Annotated in this window: 21 protein-coding genes; 10 read left to right on the top strand and 11 right to left on the bottom strand. The window is 31.5% G+C overall.

Going from position 1 to position 24,367, the window contains the following annotated elements; genetic code table 11:
* Window positions 1-138: 138 nt before the first annotated feature.
* From D3P13_RS07660 to D3P13_RS07675, 4 genes are all read left to right on the top strand, one after another.
* Complete coding sequence (locus tag D3P13_RS07660; protein WP_117880793.1) at window positions 139-753, top strand: hypothetical protein; 615 nt, start codon at window positions 139-141, stop codon at window positions 751-753.
* A gap of 91 nt (window positions 754-844) precedes the next feature.
* Window positions 845-2,089 (top strand): WG repeat-containing protein, encoded by a 1,245-nt coding sequence (locus tag D3P13_RS07665; RefSeq protein WP_198679987.1) that lies wholly within the window; start codon window positions 845-847, stop codon window positions 2,087-2,089.
* A 69-nt stretch (window positions 2,090-2,158) separates the two neighbouring features.
* Window positions 2,159-5,161, top strand: a complete 3,003-nt coding sequence (locus tag D3P13_RS07670) for a WD40/YVTN/BNR-like repeat-containing protein (RefSeq protein ID WP_117880797.1) — start codon at window positions 2,159-2,161, stop codon at window positions 5,159-5,161.
* Window positions 5,161-6,441, top strand: coding sequence for an aminotransferase class V-fold PLP-dependent enzyme (locus D3P13_RS07675; RefSeq protein WP_198679988.1), 1,281 nt, complete (start codon window positions 5,161-5,163; stop codon window positions 6,439-6,441). Before D3P13_RS07670 ends, D3P13_RS07675 begins: the two co-directional genes overlap by 1 nt.
* A 106-nt stretch (window positions 6,442-6,547) precedes the next feature.
* Here D3P13_RS07675 and D3P13_RS07680 read toward each other — a convergent pair whose 3' ends face one another.
* From D3P13_RS07680 to D3P13_RS07695, 4 genes are all read right to left on the bottom strand, one after another.
* A complete protein-coding gene (locus tag D3P13_RS07680) occupies window positions 6,548-7,885 on the bottom strand; it encodes a hypothetical protein (protein WP_117880799.1) in 1,338 nt (445 codons plus the stop codon).
* 203 nt (window positions 7,886-8,088) lie between these two features.
* Window positions 8,089-8,733: a response regulator transcription factor gene (locus D3P13_RS07685; RefSeq protein ID WP_117880801.1), complete on the bottom strand. Its 645-nt coding sequence runs from the start codon at window positions 8,731-8,733 to the stop codon at window positions 8,089-8,091.
* Between the two features lie 74 nt (window positions 8,734-8,807).
* Window positions 8,808-9,497 (bottom strand): hypothetical protein, encoded by a 690-nt coding sequence (locus D3P13_RS07690; protein WP_157972858.1) that lies wholly within the window; start codon window positions 9,495-9,497, stop codon window positions 8,808-8,810.
* 58 nt (window positions 9,498-9,555) lie between these two features.
* Complete coding sequence (locus tag D3P13_RS07695; RefSeq protein WP_117880805.1) at window positions 9,556-9,909, bottom strand: hypothetical protein; 354 nt, start codon at window positions 9,907-9,909, stop codon at window positions 9,556-9,558.
* A 179-nt stretch (window positions 9,910-10,088) separates the two neighbouring features.
* On the opposite strand from D3P13_RS07695, the gene D3P13_RS07700 reads away from it, so the two are divergent.
* Window positions 10,089-12,089, top strand: coding sequence for a tetratricopeptide repeat-containing sensor histidine kinase (locus D3P13_RS07700; protein WP_117880807.1), 2,001 nt, complete (start codon window positions 10,089-10,091; stop codon window positions 12,087-12,089).
* A 6-nt stretch (window positions 12,090-12,095) separates the two neighbouring features.
* Here the strand turns inward: D3P13_RS07700 and D3P13_RS07705 are convergent, their stop codons facing one another.
* The 5 genes from D3P13_RS07705 to D3P13_RS07725 all read right to left on the bottom strand — a co-directional run bounded on the left by D3P13_RS07705 (window position 12,096) and on the right by D3P13_RS07725 (window position 15,797).
* Window positions 12,096-13,022, bottom strand: a complete 927-nt coding sequence (locus D3P13_RS07705; RefSeq protein WP_117880809.1) for an HTTM domain-containing protein — start codon at window positions 13,020-13,022, stop codon at window positions 12,096-12,098.
* Window positions 13,000-13,611, bottom strand: a complete 612-nt coding sequence (locus D3P13_RS07710) for a hypothetical protein (protein ID WP_117880811.1) — start codon at window positions 13,609-13,611, stop codon at window positions 13,000-13,002. Before D3P13_RS07710 ends, D3P13_RS07705 begins: the two co-directional genes overlap by 23 nt.
* A 56-nt stretch (window positions 13,612-13,667) precedes the next feature.
* Window positions 13,668-14,096, bottom strand: coding sequence for a hypothetical protein (locus D3P13_RS07715; RefSeq protein WP_117880813.1), 429 nt, complete (start codon window positions 14,094-14,096; stop codon window positions 13,668-13,670).
* A gap of 183 nt (window positions 14,097-14,279) precedes the next feature.
* Complete coding sequence (locus D3P13_RS07720) at window positions 14,280-14,825, bottom strand: hypothetical protein (RefSeq protein ID WP_117880815.1); 546 nt, start codon at window positions 14,823-14,825, stop codon at window positions 14,280-14,282.
* A gap of 153 nt (window positions 14,826-14,978) precedes the next feature.
* Window positions 14,979-15,797, bottom strand: coding sequence for a DUF1853 family protein (locus D3P13_RS07725; RefSeq protein ID WP_117880817.1), 819 nt, complete (start codon window positions 15,795-15,797; stop codon window positions 14,979-14,981).
* Window positions 15,798-16,027: 230 nt separating this feature from the next.
* Between D3P13_RS07725 and D3P13_RS07730 the strand changes: the two genes are divergently transcribed.
* From D3P13_RS07730 to D3P13_RS07745, 4 genes are all read left to right on the top strand, one after another.
* Window positions 16,028-17,470 carry a circularly permuted type 2 ATP-grasp protein gene (locus D3P13_RS07730; protein WP_117880819.1) on the top strand — a complete coding sequence of 481 codons (1,443 nt, stop codon included), beginning with the start codon at window positions 16,028-16,030 and terminating at the stop codon, window positions 17,468-17,470.
* Between the two features lie 15 nt (window positions 17,471-17,485).
* Window positions 17,486-18,412, top strand: coding sequence for an alpha-E domain-containing protein (locus D3P13_RS07735; RefSeq protein WP_117880821.1), 927 nt, complete (start codon window positions 17,486-17,488; stop codon window positions 18,410-18,412).
* 8 nt (window positions 18,413-18,420) lie between these two features.
* On the top strand, window positions 18,421-19,374 hold the full coding sequence (locus D3P13_RS07740; protein WP_117880823.1) for a transglutaminase family protein: 954 nt from the start codon (window positions 18,421-18,423) through the stop codon (window positions 19,372-19,374).
* Between the two features lie 176 nt (window positions 19,375-19,550).
* On the top strand, window positions 19,551-20,594 hold the full coding sequence (locus D3P13_RS07745) for a zinc-binding metallopeptidase family protein (protein WP_117880825.1): 1,044 nt from the start codon (window positions 19,551-19,553) through the stop codon (window positions 20,592-20,594).
* A 274-nt stretch (window positions 20,595-20,868) separates the two neighbouring features.
* Here the strand turns inward: D3P13_RS07745 and D3P13_RS07750 are convergent, their stop codons facing one another.
* Window positions 20,869-21,789 (bottom strand): glutaminase, encoded by a 921-nt coding sequence (locus tag D3P13_RS07750; protein WP_117880827.1) that lies wholly within the window; start codon window positions 21,787-21,789, stop codon window positions 20,869-20,871.
* Window positions 21,790-22,007: 218 nt separating this feature from the next.
* On the opposite strand from D3P13_RS07750, the gene D3P13_RS07755 reads away from it, so the two are divergent.
* On the top strand, window positions 22,008-22,628 hold the full coding sequence (locus D3P13_RS07755) for a MarC family protein (protein WP_117880829.1): 621 nt from the start codon (window positions 22,008-22,010) through the stop codon (window positions 22,626-22,628).
* A gap of 109 nt (window positions 22,629-22,737) precedes the next feature.
* On the opposite strand, the gene D3P13_RS07760 is transcribed toward D3P13_RS07755, so the two are convergent.
* The gene (locus tag D3P13_RS07760; protein WP_117880831.1) at window positions 22,738-24,171 is read right to left on the bottom strand and encodes a right-handed parallel beta-helix repeat-containing protein; all 1,434 of its coding nucleotides are present in this window, start codon (window positions 24,169-24,171) and stop codon (window positions 22,738-22,740) included.
* Between the last annotated feature and the right edge of the window lie 196 nt (window positions 24,172-24,367).

Here is a 24,367-nt window from a genome sequence, read left to right on the forward strand (position 1 = left end):
AAAACGAAAATTACTACATTTTCTACAAATATGTCCTAAATGTTCTCGAATATATTTTCGCACCTTATCACTATAGATAGTCAATATATATTTGCGGTATTCAATAAATAAAAAAAACAATTATAAAAAACCAACAAAATGAAGAATTTATTAAAAATCACAAGTATTTGCTTAGTATTTACTTTATTCTCTTGTGGAGGATCAGATGCTCCACAAATGAATACAAAGGACGGGTTAGAAAAAATTAAGACCATTGCCAATGAGAAATTTGGAAGTGATATGGAAGTTTATTCCATGACCATTTATTCACAAGAAGATTTAAATTCTAGTTTAGGATTAGTAACCATGAAATATATAAAAGATGGCAAACGCTATTCTAGGATGTATTCTGAAAAAACAGCACACACTGAGGCTAAACTTCAAGATGAAAAAGCAGATTCTGATTCTTTTCAAAAGAAAATGTTTTTAGACAAGGCACAAGGTAAAATGAAAATTAGTGATATTGATACTGATAAAATCATCGCTAATATTGATAAAGCACTTACATTAATGGGCGAAGATGTAGATACACATCAATTAAGAAATTACACAATAAATGTTGATCCTAAAACGAATGCTATAACAAGTGATTTTGAATTGCATGTAACGCAAAAAGGTGAAGGTACATCAATTGAAGGTCGTAACATCGTTACCAATTTTTATGAAGCAAACTTTGAAGCAGACGCTGAAGGAAATGTTGTAATGACAGACTAAATTTGTGGAAAGTTGCTATGAAAAAAAGCCCCTTATTTTAGAGGGGCTTTTTATATTTTAAAATCTAATATTTTTATCGTAAAAAATGTATATGAACAGGTTATTTATATTTATTATCATTTTAAGTACTTTGTTATTGAATTGTCAAAATGAAGAAAAGGAGAACCAATTACTCCCAATTAGTGTCAATGGTAATTTTGGTTTTATCAATTATTCAGGTGAGATGATTATAGAACCCATCTATGATGATTTTGAAGGCTATTCTAACCGTATTATTGGTGTCGGGTTTAATGGTAAAGATGGTTTTATTAATGAAAAAGGAGAAGAGATTACAGGATTTATTTATGATCGTGTTCGTTATTTTAACGATGGCTTAGCAAGTGTACGCTTAAACCGAAAATACGGATTTGTTAATTTCGAAGGAGATGTCGTAATTCCAATTAAATATGATTTTGTTTTTCATTTCAGTAATGGTATGGCAGCTTTTAGCAATATAGGCCAGTCTAGAATTTATGGATACCTAAATACAAAAGGAGATGTAATTGTAGAGCCTATTTTTAACGTAGCTAATTCATTTTATGAAGGCTTTGCTGCTGTAAAGGTGGATGATAAATATGGTTTTATAAACAAGAAAGGAGAATATATTACGGAGCTTGTGTATGACGAAGTTGGTGATTTTTTTCAAGGCTATGCGGCAGTTAGTAAAGATGGGTATTGGGGATTTATAGATTCTGATGGAAATGAACAAATTCCTTTACAGTATAGTGAGGTAAATCCATTTATTGATGAATATGCTGTGGTAAAGGCAAGTTATTTTAAAAATGGAATTATAAACACTTCCAATGACACCATTGTCCCATTAGATTTTGAAGAATTAGAGAATTTTCAAGAAGACATGGCGGTGGCAACGTATTATAACAAGAAAAAAGGGTTTGTTGATAAAAAAGGAAAATGGGCCATTTCTCCAGTATATGATTATGCTCAAGGTTTTAGGGAAGGTTTAGCTGCTGTTGCTATGAGAGAGGGTAAAGAAGGAGAAGATGGAGACGTTCATTGGGGGTACATTAATAAAAAAGGGGAACAGGTTATTTCGCCTAAATTTGCTGTGGCTCAACCCTTTATTGATGGTATTGCGGTTGTGGCTATAAAAACTGGAAAATATGATTACACCTATGGTTATATTGATACAAAAGGTAATTATATTATAGAACCACGCTTTTTTAACGCCACTCCATTTTTTGAAGGTGTAGCGTCTGTGTTTGATAAAAATGCCAATCCTAAAAAAAACTATATCGATAAAAAAGGAAAATTACTTTATACAGCAGATAAAAAGTAATTCAAAAGAATAATTTTGTAATATTTAATTTTTATTAACTTTGAAATCTAATCAACTTTTTATTAAGACATGCAAAATAGATTTCATTTGCTATTTTTCCTATTATTTATTCTACCACTATCACTTACAGCACAAGATTTTAATTCTTTAGAATATCGTACTGTTGGTCCCGAAAGAGGTGGACGAGTTACTACGGTAACGGGAACTGCACATTTCCCAGGTACATTTTACTTAGGAGCATCTGGTGGTGGTGTATGGAAAACGGATGATTATGGTACATCATGGAATAATATTTCTGATGGGTTTTTTAATACGCCATCAATTGGAGCTATTGAAGTCGCAACAAATGACCCTAATATAATTTATGTGGGTACTGGTTCTGATGGTTTACGTAGTAATGTAATTACCGGTAAAGGGGTTTACAAATCAATTGATGCAGGAAAAAACTGGGAACACATCGGTCTAAATAAAACAGGGCAAATAGGTGCTATAGAAATAGATCCTACAGATAATAATACCGTTTGGGTGGCTGCCATCGGAAATGCTTTTGGGGCCAATACTGAACGTGGTATTTATAAAACAACTAATGGTGGTAAAGATTGGGATAAGGTATTGTATATATCGGATAAAGTTGGTTTTTCTGATTTAGAATTACTTCCAGGAAATCCGAATATTGTTTATGCTGCGGCTTGGAAAGCAGAACGGAAGCCTTGGACCATTATTTCTGGTGGTAAAGCCGATGAAGGTGGAATATACAAATCTATAAATGGTGGTAAAGATTGGGTTAAGCTGGAAGATGGATTGCCAAAAGACTTAATTGGTAAAATTGATTTAGCAGTATCGCCGGTAGACTCAAGCATTTTATACGCAATCATAGAAGCTCCAGGAAAGGAGGGAGGTTTATATAAATCGGTAAATCAAGGTAAATCATTTACACATATTTCTGATAATAAGGGCTTAGTAAATCGCCCATTTTATTATATAAATGTTGAGTTAGACCCTACAAATCCAGATATCGTTTATTCAAATGCAAATCCACTATTAAAGTCAATTGATGGTGGTAAATTATGGGAGAGAATGAGCGTTCCTCATGGTGATAATCATGATATTTGGATAAACCCTAACGATCCAAATTTACTAATCCAATGTAATGATGGTGGAGCCAATGTTTCTCATAATGGAGGTAAAACATGGTCAACACAATTTAATCAACCAACAGCAGAGTTGTATCAAGTAGAAGTAGATGATCAATATCCATATTGGTTATATGCAGGTATGCAAGATAATTCATCTACCATTGCGGTACCTAGTTTTCCGCCAAGTGGTATTCAAAATCCGGGTACGGGTTGGATAATAAATACTGGTGGTTGTGAAACAGGGCCTGGTGTACCAAAACCAGGAAATCATAACATAATATACGCCAATTGCAAAGGACGCTTTAGTGTATTTGATAAACGCACAGGTACTGAAAAAAGTTACTATGTGGGTGCATCAAATATTTATGGTCATAATCCCAAAGATTTAAAATATAGGTTTCAACGCGTAGCTCCAATTCATGTATCACCGCACAACCCTGATATAGTTTATCACGGATCTCAACATGTACATAAAACAAGCAATGACGGACTCAATTGGGAAACTATTTCTCCTGATTTAACTGCTTTTGAAGCCGATAAACAAGTTATTTCTGGAAGTCCGATTACTAGAGACATTACAGGTGAAGAATATTACAGTACGTTGTATTCGATACGTGAATCGAAGGTAAAAGAAGGTGTGATATGGACAGGTTCTAATGACGGTGTAATTTCTGTTACTCAGGATGGTGGTAAAACATGGAAAAATGTTACCCCTAAAAAGATACCAAAAGGTGGACGCGTAGAATCCGTTGAACCTTCACAATTTAATCCTGCAAAGGCATATATAGCTGTAGATAGACATTTATTAGGTGATGCTAAACCCTATTTGTATAAAACAGATAATTATGGAAAAAGTTGGGAATTACTATCTACTGAAACAAACGGTATTCCTACTGATTATACAACACGTGTTTTAAGAGAGGACCCTGTACGTGAAGGTTTGTTGTATGTAGGAACTGAATTTGGAGTTTTTATTTCTTTCAACGATGGCAAAACGTGGATTAAATTTCAACAGAATTTACCAGTTACACCGATTACCGATATAAAGATTTTTAGAGGTGATTTAATTCTAAGTACTATGGGGCGTGGCTTTTGGATTTTAGATAATATTACCACCTTAAGAGAACAAGCTATCAATACTTTAGCATATACGCCACATGTATTCAAACCTGATAATATCATACGCTATCGTTATCCAAAAGTAAGTAGCAGAGTTTTTCCTAATTACCCAAGAACCAGTGTAATTATTGATTATTTTATCCCGAAAGGAAATAAAGACGGGGTTCAATTAGAGATTTTTAATGATAAAAATGAATCTGTTGTTACTATTGTAAGTGATAAAAAACAACTCAAATCTGAGGTAAAGGTTGTGGAAGATATGAACTTAAGTCATACTTTTCGATATGTAGATGCCAAACTAGAAGATAAACCAGGTTTAAATCGTTTTCATTGGGATCTTTCATCAAAGGGACCCTGGACAAAAAACGAAAAGAGAAGATATAAAAATGGTCCAATGGTTGCTCCTGGATCATATATGGTGAAACTAACGGTGGGAACGAAAACATTTACACAGCCTTTTGACATTGTAATGGATCCAAGAGTTGAAGAAGCGGGTTTAACTAAAAATGATATTCAGACACAAATTAAAATGCAAAATAAAATAATTGACTTGTTATCTGAAGCAAATCAATTACAATCTAAATTAGAAAAAGAAGTTATAGCTGCGAAAGGAGAAAAATTAGATAAACTAAAGGCTATTTTGAAACAACTAAAGAATGATGAGGGTGCTTACCCTCAACAAATGTTAGTCTCTCAAATTTCGTATGTATTATACATGATAAGTGGTGCTGACCAATTACCTGGGCAAGAGGCTACAGATCGATACGAGGAGTTGAAGAAAAAATTTAATGCAATTAAAATAGAAGCTGGACACTAATGAACGATCATAATAACCATCGTAGAAAATTCATAAAAACGATTTCTACAGCTATGGCTGGCTTTGCAGTTGCTCCTGCTTTTACCTCCACGAACTTTGATAAAGTTAATAATAGTACAAGTGATCTATCTCTTGTAAATGATAATTCAGAAGCCTATTGGGAAAAAGTAAAACAAGAATTTCTTTTTGTTGATGGGCTTAAATATTTTAATAATGCTTCCTTGGGTTCTTCACCCGTTTTAGTACAACGAGCCACAAGAAATTTTAGAGAAACTTTAGATAGTTTTCCCTCTAAATATATGTGGGGTGGATGGGACGAAGAAAAGGAAAAAACGCGTCAAACCGTGGCTGACTTTTTTTCGGTATCTAATGAGGAAATTGCCCTTATACATAATACCACAGAAGGCATGAATCTTATTGCCCGAAGTATGGACTTAAAAAAAGGAGATGAAGTTATTCTTATTGATCATGAACATACGAGTGGTACCATACCTTGGGAAGTATGGCAAGAAACAAAAGGTGTGAAATTAGTAAGGCCTAAAGTACCTATTCTTCCAAAAAATAAAGAAGAACTCATTGCTATTTATAAAAAAGCCATTACGTCAAAAACTAAAGTGATTTCAATGTGTCACATGGTTAATACGAATGGTATGATATTACCAGTAAAAGAAGTTTCTGAAATGGCTCATAAAAAGGGCATTCTAGTAGCTGTTGATGGGGCTCAAGCAGCGGGTATGTTTAGTATTGATTTACATGATTTGGGTTGTGATTTTTATACTGTAAGTTCTCATAAATGGTTGTTCTCACCAAAAGGTGTTGGTATTTTTTATTCAAAAAAAGAAAGCCAACAGTATCTAAAACCTTTAATGGTCTGTAAAGGACATAAAGATGAGACTATAAGACGTTTAGAGAATTACAACACACGTAACTTACCTGAAGTTTTAGGTTTAGGTGCGAGCATCAATTTTTTAAATGCCATTGGTTTAGAGAAAATCCATAACAGGACGTATGAGTTAAAAAAGTACTTTAGAAACAAAATAGCAGTGAATGCTAGTTTAAAATTAAAAACACCAGCGGCTGATAACCTGTCCGCTGCCATTCAAGTAGTAGAAGTTATTGGCAAGCCAGTTTCTCGTGTAAAAACGAGATTAATTGACCAATATGGTATCGATTGCCGCCCTATGAGCTCCTTTGGTTTAAATGCGGTACGTCTATCTTTTGCTATTTACATCACCAAAAAAGATATTGATTATTTGGTAAATGCTTTAGAAAGTATATAGAAATGAACTTAATAACATACTTATTTTTTTGATTTATGATAAGTAGCTACATTTCTGTCCTAGATATTCTAAAAACAAAATACAATTTGAACCAACTTCTTTAATTTTATTTGGCAACATATTTTGGAATATTACACCCCATTCCTTGCCAAGGAAATATTCCAGCGGGCAATGCTTCATCAATGGTTATTAATGGGAGAAAAATTTCAGCATCCATAGCTACTGCACCACCTTGTACATTTAACCCTAGCATGCTTCTTAATTGATTGGCTCCAGAATTTGATACAGTTACCGCAGCATCAACATCTGCTCTACTAATTTCTTTTCTATTTCCATAGATGTTTGCCCATCGTTCTGCCACTGAAATTTTAATCATCATACTCTGGTTGCCATCACTATTCGGATCAATATGCATGGCTTCATCCAAAATATCGGCTACTGCCATTTTATCATTTATCTCTTTATAATCATATTTCCCATTTCCTGTAAATAGATTATTTATCATAGTAAGTTTTGCCCCTTTATTATAAATACCACCCATATGTCCAAAACCTAGAGCATTATTTTCAACGGTTGCTATTAAATTTTGATCAAAAGCAAGAGCGTCTCCTCCGTAAGAGGCTACTGCATCATGTTTCCAAGAAAAAAGACTAGTGTTATGTTTAATTTTGAAAACCGGAAGTTTTGTAGCATCTGTTCCCATGTATCCCGTTCTAGCATGAATACCATATCCTGTATTATTGATCGTAAAATTGTTTTGAATAACTCCTTTACCACCTTCAAAAACTCTTACAGATATAGCACCTTCAGTAGGTGCAGTATTCATTACAACACAATTTAAAACAGCAATATTTGTGTATTTACTTCCAACGATTACAATGCCTCCTGATTCTGGTGATGGATTTTTTCCAGTTTTCGGATTCGCCATTCTACGTATTGCTAAATTTTTATCGGTATGATATCTATTTCTCGGGCCATTATCTATGATAATACCATCTACAATAATTTCTGACCCCATTGATTTTTGACCATTACTCTCTCGTTGTTGGTCTGTTCTTATATAAATTCTAGGAGTAGTCAGTTTCATATACTCGTTGGTGCCCGTAAAAATGCTTTTATGTTCACCCCAAGGATCTCTTTTAGAGAATGTAGCATCATAACCTCCATAGATTTTCACAGGAACATTTATTTCGTCAGAGCCTCTGGCACCTTTACTCAAGTAAACGCCTTCAGCAACATGAATGCGATCGTTAGCTTTTAAATGATGTAAAATATTTCCTAAATCTTTTGCCGGACGTTCTTTTGTTCCTAATTGACCTGAGCCTGTATTTTTACTTACGTACCAGTCTCTTCCTTCATTAGAGAAAATTTGAGATGTATTTTGCGAAAAGGCAACGTTAAACACAGTGAATAGCGTAATAATTAATAAAATTTGATTTTTCATTTGTATAAGTTTATATGTTAACAAGAGTAACTAACAACGACAACCAAAAGATGGCTCAACCATATTCTAGATTTATAAAAGTATTGTGATGTTGTCTATTTATAATTGCAATATACCCTACAATTATGTTGGTAGTATCCAAGAATTCAGTGACAATAAAAAAGTCTATGAATTCATATAGGTTTTAGATATTGGTTGAAAAGTTATTTGTTGAGTTCATATTCAAGAGCAACACGTACTAAACCGGCAGTATTTCTAGTTCCTGTTTTAATCAACATATTTCTACGATGGGTTTCAACAGTACCAAAACCTATAAAGAGTTTTTCAGCAATTTCGTTTGTAGTATGCTCATCAAGAATCAGTTTTAATACATCTTTTTCGCGATTTGATAGTTTTGGAAAAAGACTACAGGTACTCAATTTCTTTTTTGATTTTCCTAATTTGTTTATCACAATTTGATTTGAAGCCTCATCTAAGTACATTTTGCCCTGAGAAACGGTCTTAATGGACTCGACAAGTTCCACCTTTCCTGCATTTTTTAAAACATAACCTTTTGCACCATTACCTAGCATCATTTTTATCAAACTACTTTCTTTGTGCATCGTAATTGCAATAATATTGACTGATGGAAGAATTTTTACAATTTCCTTACAGGCATCTATCCCGTTCATACCTGGCATATTTATATCTAAAAGTATTACATCAGGATGTATACTAGGAAGTTTTTCAATAGCATCTTCCGCATTAAGTGCATGTCCAATAACTTCTATTTCAGATTCATTTTGTAACAATAAATTAAAACCCTCAATAACCATTTGGTGATCGTCAATAATAAAAACCTTAATCATAAAGCAGTTTAATTTAAAAATATAGTGGTTAACTCAATGTGCAATCATATTTTGTTTAAAAATACTATTTATTTTTAATAAAGATCTAATTGATATCCTGCAATATAATCTATATCAACTTCTTTTGAAGTAGTTATAAAATAATTTCGGTAATAATCGTCTTCAAAAGTTAAAAACCCCTTGTATTTATATTGTTGCTCTTGTTTGGCAGTAAACACTCCAACTTCTGTAGCTTTATAACTAACTAAACGTCCATGTTGGTCTGTTAAGTTTTTCATAAATTGCTTTAAACCATCTGCTAAAGTTTCTGTTCTATATTTAGGTTTTACATTTTCGGATATAAGTTGATAATTTTCTTTTTTAAGGTTTTCTGAAAATTCAATAAATATTTCATTTTGATCCAAAAGATTAATTAAAGTTTTGGAATTATACTTAAAGATAGATGATTTGTTGGAGCTAGAATTTTCTAATTCTACATTAATTTGATTATAATCATCTTTTTCTTCTTGTGAAAAACTATCATACAATAGCATTGCTATTTTAGCAGTTGACAAATCTTGTCGCAAAGTGTCTAACATAAAGCTATTGGAAATTTTTATATCAAAAGATTTTATGGTCTCTTGACCTATAGTTGAATTGAAACTTTTTGAAAAAGATGCATTTCCACCAAAATGAGAGACCACTTTGTCCAGTCCTTTTTGTTGATTTTCAGAAGCACAAGAAAAACAAATTACTATTCCTATTAGGTATACATATTTTTTCATGATTTTAAAGTATTTTTTTAGATTGTAAGCATTAGTAATGAAAGTATTTACGAATAGATTAATTACCTTCTCCATAAGTTTCCCTTAAGAAATCTGCAACTTCTTTTTCTAATGCTCTAAATTCTTTCTTTTTTTTGTGCCAAATAATTCCGTAAAAAATAAAACCACCAATAAAAGTTAAAAATAACAGTAGTACAAAAACTATAAACATCCAAGACTTCATAATGTTTAAATTACTCATAACTTTGAGTTCATTTTTTTTATGAAAAATGATGACCATAGATGAACCATTAATTACATTCAGGGCTTTTTTGTTTAAGAATGCATACTTTACCTTGTAATTTGGGAATTTAGTACTTAGGCTTTCTTTAATTTCTGAAATGTTGGTTTGAGTTGTTATTGCCAGTTCCATAATTTTGATTATTTAAATTCAATTGCAAATTAGATGGATTGTACACCATAACTATCATTTAAATCATATAGACAAAAAAAATCTATGAATTCATGGATTTTTTGGTTCTAATTTTAAAATAGAGGATATTTTATTTAAAAAGCAGTATTTTTCATATCGATTCAAAATAATCATTCATTATGTCTTTTAAAAAAAGCCTCCCATCTATTGCTAAAGTTGTAGTAACTATTATGTTGTATTTATTCTCAATATCCAACATTATTGCCCAAAACAAAATAGATAAAGCTTTTGATTCTATTATAAATAGTGAAATATTGACCAAGGAAAAGGTCATGAACTTACTCACTTTCGCAGGTAGAAATAGATATGTTCCTGCTACCAAAAAATTTATCATTAAAGCTTTAGAAATAGCATCGCTAGAAGGTGAGAATAAAAAGTTATTGTTAGCAAATTCTTATTATGCTTTAGGAAATTATCACTTTTTTCATTCTCAAATTGATTCTAGCCTTGTAGCCCTTGATTTTGCAGATGAAAACCTAAGTGAAAATGATCTGGTTTTAAAAGCTACAATCATGACAACCAGAGGTGGTATATACAATAAAGTGGGGGATGTTTCATTAGCAATTACCACACAATTAAAAGCGAAGGAAATTTTAGAAAAAGTAGACACACTAACTTTAGATTTTAAAGAAAGAGTTAAAAGAAGAGGAAATATTTCTACCATAACCAATAGTTTAGCGAATTTATACCTTAAGATAGATGATTTTGATAATGCATTGATTAATTATGAAAATGCTTTTAAACTTACAAAAGCTCTTAAAAACAAGCCCAACGCGGCAATTATTCTAAGCAATAAAGGAGAGCTTTTAAATAAAATGAAAAAATTCGAAGAGGCGTTAAAGGTTTCTAAACAAGCAAAACAATTAAAATTGGAAGCGAAATTACCTGAAAGGTTTATAGCAATTTCTAACTTTCATATTGGCGTGGCATATAAAAACTTAGATAGTACGGCTCTTGCCTTAACCTATTTTAACCAAGTTCTAACTCAAAGCAGAAAAAAAAACTACAAACGAGGTGAAATGATGGCATTGTCTGAAAGGGGTTTAATAAATTTTGAATTAAATAAAATAAAAGAAGCTAAAGAAGATTGTACTATAGCCTTAGAAATTGCAGAAAAAACAAATGATAGTGATATTAAAATAAAATCGTGCGACTGTTTATATAAAGTAGAAAATAGTTTAGGTAATCATGAGGCTGCATTGCAAAAATATGAACGCTTTACCCAACTCAAAGACTCAGTTTATAACGAAAAGAATATTCGGAATATTACCAAAATAGGGATGCAGTACGAGTTTGATAAAAAAGAGGCTCAACAAAAATTAATTATCGAAAAAAAGAATAGGCTAAGAAATAGATTAATATCAAGTTTCATTGTTCTTACAATCATTGCCTTATTGATTGTGATTTTTTATAGAAAAAGGCATAAATATCAGCGTAAAATTACTGAACAGGAGCAAACTCTAAAGAATCAGGAAATAGTAAAACTACAACAAGAGAACCGTTTAACTGCCATAAATAGTATGATCGATGGTCAAGAAAAAGAAAGAGCAAGAATATCCAATGATTTACATGATGGGTTAGGAGGCCTTCTGAGTTCTGTAAAGTCCCATTTTTTAGCAACACAAGAAGACAAAACTGAAAACCAGTCAACAGCAAAGAAAACTGAACTTTTAATTGATCAAGCATGTAATGAAGTTAGAAGAATATCTCATAATATGATGCCGCATGCATTAGTAATTTCAGGATTGAAAGATGGAATAAAAGATATTACTGAACGATTAGAAATTGATAATTATGACGTAACCTTAGAAATAAACCAATTGCCAAAACTAGATGCTACACAAGAAATCATGGTATATAGATTAATTCAAGAAATTGTAGCCAATATAAAAAAACATGCTAACGCTAAATCTATATTTATTCAGCTTTATGCACATTTTACTACTGTGCATTTAATGGTTGAAGATGATGGTAAAGGTTTTGACCTTTCAAAAATTAATGACAAAAAAGGACTCGGATTACAAAGTATTGAAAGTAGGGTAGCCTATTTAAATGGCATGATTGACTGGGATACAGGTGAAGGTAAAGGCACCACTATAAATATTAACTTTCCCACTTAAAAAGTGTTAGTTTAAAGCTTTAGTAAGTAATTTAGGATATTTAATTGGGCTATGTTTAGCTGCCTCAAAATTATAATAAGCCGTTAGGTTTAGAATAATCATAATAGTGGAAAAGAAATACAAGTTTAAAACTAATGCAATTCCAAAATGCATAGCTATAATGGCAATTAACCAATACTTTTTAAGTGTCTCTATATTTATTAGAAAGTAACACATTTCTACTATAATAACAGACCAGCCCATACCGATCATAATCCATTGGTAATTAACCAACCATTCTAAATTGATATTAAAATCTAAATTAGAATATGGCAAGGTCAAGGTTTTCCAGATCGACTCACCATTTCTCCAATTATGCCCTAATAATTTATCAAATCCAGAAAAAAAATAAGAAATAACCATAAATACTTGTAGATAAACACGGATTCGTTGAAAATTAAGCTTATTTCTTACTTTTTTCATGAGTGTCTTAAAAATTAATGAATCTATTGACATACTAACATTAGATGGTAGAAAACAAAGGAAAAACAAACAAATACTTGTAAAGTAATCAACACCATAATTAAAAAACACATTGGTCTTAACTAATAATAAATGTAGCAAAAGAAGTAAAATGGCACTTGGTTGTGTTAAAAAACCAAGTAATAAAAATAGCACTGCCATTCCGAACAAAAAGGTCAATATAGACCAGGCAAAAGCAGGGTCCAAATTTGTAATTTTTAAAAATCTATAGAGACTAATGTCATAATTTGGCACATATATGTCAGTTACCTTATTTGGAATTAATGCTTCTTCACCAAACAAGTATGGAAGATCTTGATAAATAGAAATAAAATGTATCCCAACAAATAATGCAATTGCCATTCTAAAAAACACCAAATAATCATCTTTGTGTTCTAAATTAACTTTATTACTTAAGGTGTTTCCAAGCATTATCTTTGGTGTATTTTTGAGATTTTATTAAAGTATAGATTGGTATCATTTCTGGCTCATCTTCTAATTGACCCAATAATGGATGGTGATAGAGGTAAACTTTGGAGTGCACATATTTCCCTTTTTCTTCGTCAAGTAATACTCGAAGAGCCAACCCTTTTAAAAAAATATTACATTTTTTTAACCTCAAAGAATCTTTGTCGTCATTAAAATATTCTTCAAACATAAGATATGCACTTTTAATCCTTGTAATACTCTCTTTTCTTTTAAGGTGTGGAAAATTACTCGTTTTTATTAGGGTACTGTCTTCTGAATATACTTTAAACTCTGTAATATATTCGCTGGCTACGTTTGGTGCAAAAAAGCCAAAACCTGTTTCTAAACCAGTATAAGACAAGAATATTGAAATAGGTTCTTTTTCAATAAATAGCGTCGCATTAAATAAATTATTTTTGGATAAAATTGAATCAGCCTTATCAGCTTTGTAAAATTGAGTATACGATTTTATTGTACCTCTTGTATTAACGGATATGGTTAAGATAAAAATAACAAAAAAAACAAAAGTATAGAAAGTATTTATGTACCTCATAATAAAACTTTAAAAGGCATTATTAAATAATAATAATAATAATAATGCCTTTAGGTTTAATTAAATTCATTCATCACTTTATCGATGTGGTTTTGAGCATTACTTACCCCCTCCATTTTAAACTCTTTATCACGCCATATCGTTTTGGAAACTAAATCTTTATGTATATTATCATGTATAGCTGCAGTTTTAGTCGATTTATGTACTACCGCAGTCTCTTTCCAGCCCTTAACTCCTTTAAGCCTAGAAAGATCAATCACTTTACCATTTAGGTCAATTTCATTTACCTTATTTGCAAGTACGGTACTTTCTTTCCAGCCTTTAAACTCGCCTAACTGAGATATTAAATCTTTTAGGTTAGTTTCAAGGTTTTTGACCTGATAATTTCCATCTCTGAGTTTTACTACTGTACCTTTCTGTGTTTCACTAAAAGAAACTAGGGTTAATGATAAGACAGCTCCTATCATAAAAATAACATTTTTCATATTAATCTATTTAATATTTAACGCATCAGATTTTTTATAAGGGGTCTCTGATACTTGCAATATGCCATGCAATTCCCTAATGTAATTTCATAAATTATCTAATTTTAATAGTATAAAAGTGGCAAGTCCTAATAATATGAATTACCTGGATTTACGAGTTCGAGGAAGTCCGAACAATAAAACTTATTTAGCGTTTATACGGTACTTAAACTTATTAGCCACAGATTTATTAAGCATGGCTACAGTGATTACTTTACCTTTAACTCCTGTTAATGTAAACACTTTGTTTTTTCCATTTCTACTATTTGGAAATGTGTAGGTTTTTATAGTTCTAGTAACCCCGTCTTTTCCATGTGAACAGATTACGACACCAGTTTCAGCCCTACCATCATACTTATTTATGGTTATTTTCATCGTATTATTAAATGAAGGAGGTGTTACAAACGTTCTTTTCGTTTGGCCAGTTATACTCCCCGTTTCATTACCACCATCAACTTCCAAGTAACGAGGGCCAACTGTAGATGAGCGATTACCAGCAATATAGTTCCATGCTCTTTTGACTTTATCAACTTTACTTTTAAACGGTATTAAAGAAATGTTTGGCTTCCAAGTGCCAAATTTTTCCCATGTTCTTTTCGCCATCTTCGTTCCTTGAGTACAACTTTGAGCTTCTGCATTAAATGCTAAAACAAGACTAAACACTAAACTTAAAATAATAGATTTTTTCATTTTTAATATATTTTTAAATTAGAACTGCAAAGTATAAACAGTCTAACTTTAAAACATCTATCAATTCAAATAGTCAAAAAAAATCTATGAATTCTGTTGGTATTAATTTACGATATCAATATAGAATACAAACCTTTTAATTAAAACATAGTTTTAACTCCACCAAACCACAAAAAACTTTTCAAAAGTACCATTTGGTCTTTTCAACCAACAAAGAGGTGCCTTTTTCTCATGGACAAGTGTATTTATTTGTCTGGAAAAAGAATCGAAATTTAGCCAAGTTACCTGTGTTTGAATCGCCATAAGCCAATTCAATTTTGCGGGTATATAAAATTTACAGTCCGTAAACTTATCTATTTCAGGGAGGTGAATGTAAAACCCGGTTAAACATTGCTTATTCAAAAGTTTAAATTTTGGAATTTCTGAAGTATAGGGAACAAACAATTGGGCTTTAAAGAAAACACATTGTTTTATTTCTTCTGCATTGAGTTTTAAACCTTGCAAAATAGGTTTTGTGTGCTCAGAATAGAGTAGTGGTAGTTGTTTTTCCTTTAACTTAGTTAGTTTTTTAACCAAGGTGTCATTTCTGTTAGGACCTATCCAGTGTTCAATTTCAGTTGTACCTACTCGTTCATCAAATAAATAGAATTTGTAAATTATTTCCAAATGGATGGGTGTATTATTTTTCTTTAAGATACAATCCAATTCGCCAACGGTTCTTTTCCCATCTTGAATTTGCATATTTTCTAATAGAATTTCAATCGCATCATCTTGCCTCAATTCATAGCTCACAAAACGTTCTACACGTTTACCTAATCTTAAATTTGACGGAAGTACTTCGTTAAAAATGGTGTCATCCTTTTTAGAAAATACAAATTGTTCCAATCCCAAAACAGTATCCTTCAACCACAGTAGTGGCGTATGTATACTACCTTGATATTGATTATGGACGTCTTTTGTTTTAATATTCATTACACAACAATTCTTTTACAACTTCATAGAGCCAAAATACTAATTATAATAAGTAGCCAAACTAAAATTTTGTTGAATTTTCAAAATAAAAACCTTTTTTGTGTGAAAAACTCAAATACACTTCGATTTACAGATAATTAAACAAAATACCAGTATTAATGAATATATTTTAAATAATAATATTTATTGTTGAAAATATAATATTATATTTACCATACTAGTTATAGATTATGAAAAACGATAAGCTTTTTTCGTCCTACGACGGAGTTCCCAATACATATGATGAAATGTATAAGAACAACACTGAAATAAGAACACAATATGATATAATTAATACCTATTTAAAAAGTGTTACTACAGAAATATTAGATAAAAAGGAAGAGCTTTCAAAGCAATTGTTTATGAGTCAAGGGGTAACCTTTACCGTGTATAGTGATAATGAAGGTATTGAAAAAATATTCCCTTTCGATATTGTACCACGAATTATCACAGCATCAGAATGGGATAAAATAGATAAAGGCATTAAACAACGTTTAAAAGCACTTAATTTATTTATAAAAGACATTTATCACGACCAATTTATCATTAAAGATGGAATTATTCCTGCTGGATTAATCTTTGATTGTCCTAATTTTTTACGTGAAATGATGGGTGTTAATGTGCCGCATGATATATATGTTCATATTGCCGGAGTAGATTTAATACGAAATAATGATGGTGAATTTTATGTGTTAGAAGATAATTTAAGAACCCCTTCTGGGGTTAGTTATATGCTTGAGAATAGAGAAATTTCAAAACGAATTTATCCTGGAATTTTACCTAGAAACAATATTCGATCAGTAGCTAATTATCCTGATTTGTTGTATAAAAAATTAAAGGAACTTTCAGATCAGAATGAACCTAATATTGTGCTGTTAACACCTGGTATTTATAATTCAGCTTATTACGAGCATACCACATTAGCAAGGTTAATGGGAATAGAATTGGTAGAAGGAAGAGATTTATTGGTAAAAGACCATCATGTCTATATGAAAACAACCAATGGTTTACAGCGAGTTGATGTTATTTATAGACGTGTTGATGATGAGTTTTTAGATCCATTAGAGTTTAATGCAAGCAGTACTTTAGGGGTAGCTGGTATTATGGCCGTCTATAGAAAAGGAAATGTTGCCATAGTAAATGCTCCTGGTACCGGTGTTGCTGACGATAAAGCTATTTATGTCTATGTTCCTGACATGATAAAGTACTATTTGAATGAAGAACCTCTCTTAAAAAATATAGAAACTTATCAATTGGCTAATCCTGAGGAATATAAACACGTAAAGAATAATATTAAAACCATGGTCATTAAAAAAACAGATGGTAGTGGTGGTTATGGAATGCTAATGGGTCATGAAGCAGATGATGAAGAAATAAAAGATTATTTTAATACCGTTGATAAAAATCCTGCCGGTTTTATTGCACAACCTATTCTAAGACTTTCAACGGCACCTTGCAGTATTGATGGGCAACTGACACCTCGTTGTGTTGACTTAAGGCCTTTTGCCCTTAACGGAGTAGATGGAGTTGATATAACACCTGGAGGACTGACGAGAGTAGCCTTAAAAAAAGGATCTTTAGTAGTAAATAGTTCTCAAGGAGGAGGTAGTAAAGACACTTGGGTAATTGAATAAATTAAATAGAAAAACATGTTAAGTAGAGTAGCAAATAACCTGATATGGTTAGATCGATATATGGAAAGAGGGTATGGTATTTTAAGTTTACTTAAAGTAAATTACTATGCCAATCAAGATTCTCCAGAATTATTTTCATGGACGCCAATCATTAAAAATTATGATTTAGATGGCAATGATTTTAGTACAGAAGATGCTATTGAGTGTATTGAATATATGGTCTTTAATACAAATAATAGTAATTCTATTTTAAATATAGTTACCAAGGCTAGAGAAAATGCTAGGAGTGTACAGGAGCATATTTCACGAGAGATGTGGTTAAGTATAAATAATTATTATCTGTACCTTATTGATAAGGATTTACCTCAACAATTACATGAAAGAGATCCATTAGATTTTTTAGACGATCTAAAAGCCTTTCATTTAATTTATTATGGTAATATGGAAATTACCCAAGGAAGAGGGGCGTCTTATTATTTTTTGACTGTAGGACGTTATTTAGAACGTGTTATTTTAATTTCAGAATTTACGGCTCTTAAACTTATGGAAATTAGTAAAACAACTGATAAATTGGAGCAAAGTTTCTATTGGAAAAATCTTTTATTAAGTATAGGTGGCTACAGACATTATTTAAAAACTCATAAATCATCATTTGAGCAAGAAAATATCATCACCATGATTTTTCAGGATGAATTATTTCCTAGATCCGTGTATTATTGCATTAATAAATTAAGTAAGCATATTGACTATTTAATCCAAAGTAACGAATTGGAAAAAAATAATTTAGAATTTTTACTTGGTAAGCTTGAAAGTACAATAAAATACACTACTATTGAGAGTATTAACGATCAAGGTCTTGATAATTTTATCAAAAATATTAAGGAGGATATTAAAAATATCTCTTTAACCGTAAATACTGTTTATTTTTCACAAGTTAACTAAGTAAAGTTATGCCAACGTTTTATATTAAGCACCTTACTAAATATAGTTATAGCCATCCTGTAATTGATGGTGCTAACCAAATTATGCTTTATCCAGTTGCTAATGAATTTCAAGAAATAATATCTCAAAAACTTACCATAAGTAATAAACCAATTATAGCTACTTATTTAGATTTTTACAATAATTTAGTGGGTACATTTATGGTTACAGAACCCCATAATTTTCTTTCTATAGTTTCTGAAATTGAGGTTAAAAAAACACCAAAATTATTTCCTGATGAAAATGTAGATGTAAAATTGCAATGGGAAGCCTTAAAAGATTTGAAAAACAAACCAGAATTTATAGATTTCTTAAAGTACATTACTTTTGATGGTACGCCTGAAATTTATGAAATGATAAAATCTAAGGATTTATCAAATAGTTCTCCTTATAAAATGGTCATGGATTTTTGTGAATATATTTATTCCAATTTCAAATATATTCAAGGAATTACGCATGTAAATTCTAAATTAGATGAAGTTTGGCAAATGAAAGCTGGAGTCTGTCAAGATTTTACTTATATCTTACTACAAATGGTACGAATGTTAGGAATACCAGCCCGATATGTTAGTGGTTATATTTGCCCTAGTGATGAAGCCTCAAGAGGTGAAGGAGCTACACATGCTTGGATAGAAGCTTATATTCCCAATTATGGATGGCTAGGTGTCGATCCAACAAATAATTTAATAGCTAATCTTTACCATGTAAAACTAGCAGTAGGTCGTAGCTATAAAGATTGTGCACCTGTAAAAGGTGTTTTTAAAGGTAACGTAGAAGAAGATTTGTTTGTAAAAGTAAAAGTGAGTACCGTAAAAAGTAATATTGATACTATTGAATTTCCATATAGTGATGCTCCTATTATTGACAAAAACAGCTATCGTCATAATTTAGCATTAATACAGCAAGAACAGCAACAGCAATAACACTTTATATTATCTATTTATTATAAAACTTCTTCAAATGCAGAATCTTTCTGTATAAATTCATTATTGAGTGCAATCTAAGTAATGAAATGACTTAATTATATAAATCAATTATCAATTGAAATGGTATAAGTCAATATCAATCATTTACTTACTTTTGCAATTATTATAACACTATGAAACTATTTCAATGTGGTCATTGCGATCACGCATTATATTTCGAAAACTATACTTGTGAAAATTGTGGACATTTATCAGGTTTTAGAAATACAGATCGTAAGATGCTTACCTTTAATCCTCATGGAGATGTCCTTATTTCAGATAGAGAACAAATAGAATATAAATATTGTAAGAATAACGAATATGAGGTTTGTAATTGGTTAATTGAAAAGAATGATCCAAATGACTATTGCAGTGCTTGTCAATTAAACAGAACCATACCCAATCTTTCCGACAAAGAAAATTTTGAAAAATGGCAACATTTAGAAGTCGCTAAGCATCGTTTGATTTATCAACTTCAGAAAATTGGGTTAACCTTAATTAGCAAAGAAGATAATGAAGCGGGATTTTGTTTTGATTTTATAGCACAACAAAACAATCCAAATCTCATGACAGGCCATGCCAATGGTGTAATCACTATCCTTTTACGGGAAGCAGACTCTGTATTAAGAGAGCAAATGCGAAAGCAATTATTTGAACCATATCGAACCTTACTTGGACATCTTAGACATGAAGTTGGACACTATTTTTGGGACAGATTGGTACATAGTAACGAGAAAGTATTGACAGGTTTTAGAGCCATTTTCGGAAGTGAAAAACTTGACTATGGAGAGGCTTTACAGAATTATTATAAAGACGGTGCTCCTAAAAATTGGCAAAAGACATTTATAAGTAAATATGCTACATCGCATCCTTGGGAAGATTGGGCAGAAACTTGGGCACATTATTTACATGTTATGGATATGGTAGAAACTGCTTATTTTTTTGGAATTAATGTGAAGCCAATTGGTAAGAAGAAGAGCTTAAAGGCTAAGGTTTCTTTCGATCCCTATTCCATTGAAGATTTTGATATCATCATTCGTACTTGTATTCCGTTATCGTTTGCGGTCAACAGTATTAACAGAGCTATGGGCGTTCCAGATATGTATCCTTTTGTAATTTCACCTGGAGTGGTTGATAAAATGAAATTCATTCACCAATTATTGTTACCCAAACGATAAGAACATTCTTCTAAGTATTTAATGATTGAATTGAGTTCAATTGAGGAAACCGTCAATTCGAAAGCCATACTTTTTTACGTGATGTATCTAGCTTAGTTTCAGCACAAAGCACTTGATTAGTAATTTTATTTACTCCTGTATAAGCACTTCCCTTATGCAAAGAGGGGCGAACGCTAAATACAGGTCTTGTAGGCCTATATTAGTGAGGAGCCAGATGTTGCATTGGCAGATGTAATTATTCTCAAATTCGTTTCCATAGGAAAAACATAGCCCATTAAAATATACTCATTTCCGAGTGAGTTGTAACTTCTTCGAGCAATTTCATTCCTCTAAATGAGTTTCCATTTGGGTTTAATTTTGGACTCCAAACGGCGATAGAATAGTTATGAGGATATAATGCCACAATTCCGCCACCAACACCACTTTTACCAGGTAACCCCACTTTAAAGGCAAACTCTCCGGACTCGTCATAAAAACCACAAGTAAGCATAAGGGCATTAATACGTTTGGACTGACTATTGGTTATAATTTTTTCTCCATTTGATAATTTACGACCACCATTAGCTAAAAACGAAAAAGTATAAGAAAGTTGCTGGCAATTCATTTCTAGAGAACACATATCAAAATAAAAATCAAGTACTTCAGCGGGGTCATTTTTAATATTTCCAAATGATTTTATAAAATTACAGAGTGCTACGTTTCTATAACCCGTTGCTTTTTCTGAATCTGCAATCTTGTCAGAATAGGTGAGTGTGGGTAAATCACTTAAATTTCTTACAAATGATAAAAAATCTTTAGGTGCATTATCTAGATGTGTGATCAATATGTCGCAAATAACAATAGCTCCTGAATTAATAAAAGGATTACGAGGAATTCCCTTGTAGCTTTCTAATAATAATAGGGAGTCAAATTTGGTTCCAGATGGTTCTACGTCTATACGGTTCCAAATTTTTTCGCCAATTGTTTTAATAGCCAATGTAAGTGATAATACTTTGGCAATACTCTGGATTGAAAATTTCTCTTTATAATTTCCAATTCCAAAATCAGTACCATCAATTTTGGTCATATGAACGCCAAACATTGATGGATCTACATTAGCTAACTCTGGTATATAGGTCGCTAATTTACCTTGGTCTTTAAGAGATTTTGCAAGGTTATAGCCATTTTCAATAATGCTTTTATAATTTGATGCCATTTTTATTATAATTGAAATATATTTGAGCCAAGATAACTTTTATTTACGGTCAAAAAGAGAAACTCAAATGTTATAACTTCAATAACTAATTAATAGTATACTTTAATTTTGGACCAATATTGTCTTTCACCATCCATATCATAGAAAATAGCTAAATTTGCTTTTTTAAAAACTGTTTCTTTACATCAGCTGATTATTAAAAATTAATAAATCTATCAATGGATAACATGCTTACTTTCGCAATAACGGTATTTACTGGTTTTTTTGCTATTGCAAATCCGATTACAAATATGACGATTTTTTTAACATTGACTGAAGGTGCTGATAAACAAACAAAGCGTAGTATAAATAAAAGAGCGACTTTTATTGCCTTTATTATTGTTACTATTTTTGTGCTGTTGGGAACTTTTATTTTTGAAATGTTTCAAATCAGTATACCCGCATTTAAAATTGCTGGGGGTATTTTAGTGTTTTTTGTAGGATTTGAGATGTTACAGTCCAAAAAATCTAATGTTAAACACATTAAGGATGTTGATATTGATGAAAATATTGCCGTTTCCCCTTTAGCTATACCTATTATCTCTGGGCCAGGTACTATTGTAACCGCAATGAATTTTAGTTCAAATGCAAGTAATATTAAAATTGTAATAGTTATTTTAATGTTCGGTTTACTTTGCTTCTTAACCTTTTTAACTTTTCGAATAAGCGACCTCGTAGTCAAAAAAATTGGCAATAATGTGATTTCAGTTATTGGTAAGATAATGGGATTGATTATATCTATAATAGGAACTGGTATGGTGATACAAGGAATAAAGATTTCCTTTAATTTAGCAGCATAAATAAGCAGATACTTATAGTTATTTGCTGTCCTTTAGATCTATTTGATGGAATGTAATATCCGAATGAATAAACTTTTATTATTCTGAATATAGATATAACTTTTTAAGACTACCAGCCATCTAGCACACATTGCATGGTATAAGGATCCGTTTCACTTAAAGGAAGTTCTTCCAAATCATCTCCTAAAGAATTACCACTTGCAAAACCTCTAGCATTTTTAAAACGATAAGACCAACAGTATCTAAGATTTGTATGTTCTTCAGAATAGGTAACGAGGTTATCGACTAAGATGACATTGTCAAAATCAGAAAACGCTAAAAAGTATCCTAGAAATTGGTTGCGTCTTACATCGGCATCAGAACTCTTATACATATACATTCCACAATTATTCATTACATTATCATGTACAAATGTTGCTCTATTATGACCTTTATCGCCTCCACTTGAGTATTGAATATAACCTAAACGACCGTTAGCAGAACCATTTATCATGGTAACTGTATTTCTTGCAATAATGTTATGTGTTTTATGCCAACTAACAATAGGACCATCCGTATATTTACTATCCTCACCTTGTTCCATTATATTATCTAGAATATAGACATTTTCACCAGTTGCATTGACAATATCTCCACCGGCATTATGGTGGAAATAATTATCTTGTATCAATATATCTTCATCGATACGACCTGGCCCTTCAATATCAATACCAAATTGTGGAGAAGTACCATTGATATGATGGATTTCATTATCTCTAATTTCAACACGAACACCTCCAACAATTGAAATACCTTGACGTCTATTATTATAAATAGTATTATCAATAAAAGTAACATCATTTGAGTCTAATAATAAAGAGCCATCGCCTGTTAGACTATGCAGTTCCATATTTTGTATGAGCACATTATTATTGCCCTTCAGACAAATACCATGTCCTTCATCATGAGCTGTTTTACCATCTTCTCGAGCGGTAAAAACATGTGTGTCACGTTCCCCTTTTATTACACCATCACGTACAATAATATTATCACCATTTAAACTTAAAACACAGTAATTCCATTTATCATTTGCATGTATTGATAATACAGCACCTTCACTAAAAACGAATTCAGTATTACCATGAACTTCAATACCACCATAATAAATATCATTTACATCTTCACCTACTAAATATTCTCCAGATGGTAATATAACGCGACTATAACCTTCGTCATGTGCCCAATCAATAGCTGCTTGCAAATTGGTTGTGGTTTTGGAAAAATCAGTATTTGTATTCGGAATATCCCATCGTTCTAACTCTATAATATACTCTCTGTTTCCTGTTATTATGGGCAATTGTGCACTAAAAAGTCGAACAGGTAAACCGTCATCATCTAAATTTTCAACATCTGCTCCATACACAGCATCAGTATCGGTAGTAATTTCAGTGTCAGAATCACCGAGCCCCTCAATATCAACATCATCACCAGGGAAATTGGTTTCACTACAAGAAGTATTGAAAATACAAATTAAAAATAAAACGGCATACGAAAGGCTTTTCATGAGTAGTTTTTAAAATCAAGTTTAGTAGAAAATAAGCGTCTTTAATCATGATTTAAATGTAGTGATCTCCAACGTTTACTGCGATATCAAAACGATTATAAGGATGTTATCGTATAACGTATTCCATTTTTTTCGAGATTTTAAATGGTTTCCATTGGGATTATAAATCAAAGTAATTAACAACTATAACAAAATA

Source organism: Aureibaculum luteum, assembly GCF_003449015.1.
Lineage (GTDB): Bacteria > Bacteroidota > Bacteroidia > Flavobacteriales > Flavobacteriaceae > Aureibaculum > Aureibaculum luteum.

Excerpts from the sequence above, each read along its gene's own strand:
- D3P13_RS07755 (WP_117880829.1), top strand. The coding sequence starts at position 22,008 with ATGGATAACATGCTTACTTTCGCAATAACGGTATTTACTGGTTTTTTT.
- D3P13_RS07670 (WP_117880797.1), top strand. The coding sequence starts at position 2,159 with ATGCAAAATAGATTTCATTTGCTATTTTTCCTATTATTTATTCTACCA.
- D3P13_RS07675 (WP_198679988.1), top strand. The coding sequence starts at position 5,161 with ATGAACGATCATAATAACCATCGTAGAAAATTCATAAAAACGATTTCT.
- D3P13_RS07695 (WP_117880805.1), bottom strand. The coding sequence starts at position 9,909 with ATGGAACTGGCAATAACAACTCAAACCAACATTTCAGAAATTAAAGAA.
- D3P13_RS07680 (WP_117880799.1), bottom strand. The coding sequence starts at position 7,885 with ATGAAAAATCAAATTTTATTAATTATTACGCTATTCACTGTGTTTAAC.
- D3P13_RS07725 (WP_117880817.1), bottom strand. The coding sequence starts at position 15,797 with ATGAATATTAAAACAAAAGACGTCCATAATCAATATCAAGGTAGTATA.
- D3P13_RS07700 (WP_117880807.1), top strand. The coding sequence starts at position 10,089 with ATGTCTTTTAAAAAAAGCCTCCCATCTATTGCTAAAGTTGTAGTAACT.
- D3P13_RS07735 (WP_117880821.1), top strand. The coding sequence starts at position 17,486 with ATGTTAAGTAGAGTAGCAAATAACCTGATATGGTTAGATCGATATATG.
- D3P13_RS07740 (WP_117880823.1), top strand. The coding sequence starts at position 18,421 with ATGCCAACGTTTTATATTAAGCACCTTACTAAATATAGTTATAGCCAT.
- D3P13_RS07720 (WP_117880815.1), bottom strand. The coding sequence starts at position 14,825 with ATGAAAAAATCTATTATTTTAAGTTTAGTGTTTAGTCTTGTTTTAGCA.
- D3P13_RS07760 (WP_117880831.1), bottom strand. The coding sequence starts at position 24,171 with ATGAAAAGCCTTTCGTATGCCGTTTTATTTTTAATTTGTATTTTCAAT.
- D3P13_RS07710 (WP_117880811.1), bottom strand. The coding sequence starts at position 13,611 with ATGAGGTACATAAATACTTTCTATACTTTTGTTTTTTTTGTTATTTTT.
- D3P13_RS07705 (WP_117880809.1), bottom strand. The coding sequence starts at position 13,022 with ATGCTTGGAAACACCTTAAGTAATAAAGTTAATTTAGAACACAAAGAT.
- D3P13_RS07685 (WP_117880801.1), bottom strand. The coding sequence starts at position 8,733 with ATGATTAAGGTTTTTATTATTGACGATCACCAAATGGTTATTGAGGGT.
- D3P13_RS07660 (WP_117880793.1), top strand. The coding sequence starts at position 139 with ATGAAGAATTTATTAAAAATCACAAGTATTTGCTTAGTATTTACTTTA.
- D3P13_RS07750 (WP_117880827.1), bottom strand. The coding sequence starts at position 21,789 with ATGGCATCAAATTATAAAAGCATTATTGAAAATGGCTATAACCTTGCA.
- D3P13_RS07665 (WP_198679987.1), top strand. The coding sequence starts at position 845 with ATGAACAGGTTATTTATATTTATTATCATTTTAAGTACTTTGTTATTG.
- D3P13_RS07690 (WP_157972858.1), bottom strand. The coding sequence starts at position 9,497 with ATGAAAAAATATGTATACCTAATAGGAATAGTAATTTGTTTTTCTTGT.
- D3P13_RS07730 (WP_117880819.1), top strand. The coding sequence starts at position 16,028 with ATGAAAAACGATAAGCTTTTTTCGTCCTACGACGGAGTTCCCAATACA.
- D3P13_RS07745 (WP_117880825.1), top strand. The coding sequence starts at position 19,551 with ATGAAACTATTTCAATGTGGTCATTGCGATCACGCATTATATTTCGAA.
- D3P13_RS07715 (WP_117880813.1), bottom strand. The coding sequence starts at position 14,096 with ATGAAAAATGTTATTTTTATGATAGGAGCTGTCTTATCATTAACCCTA.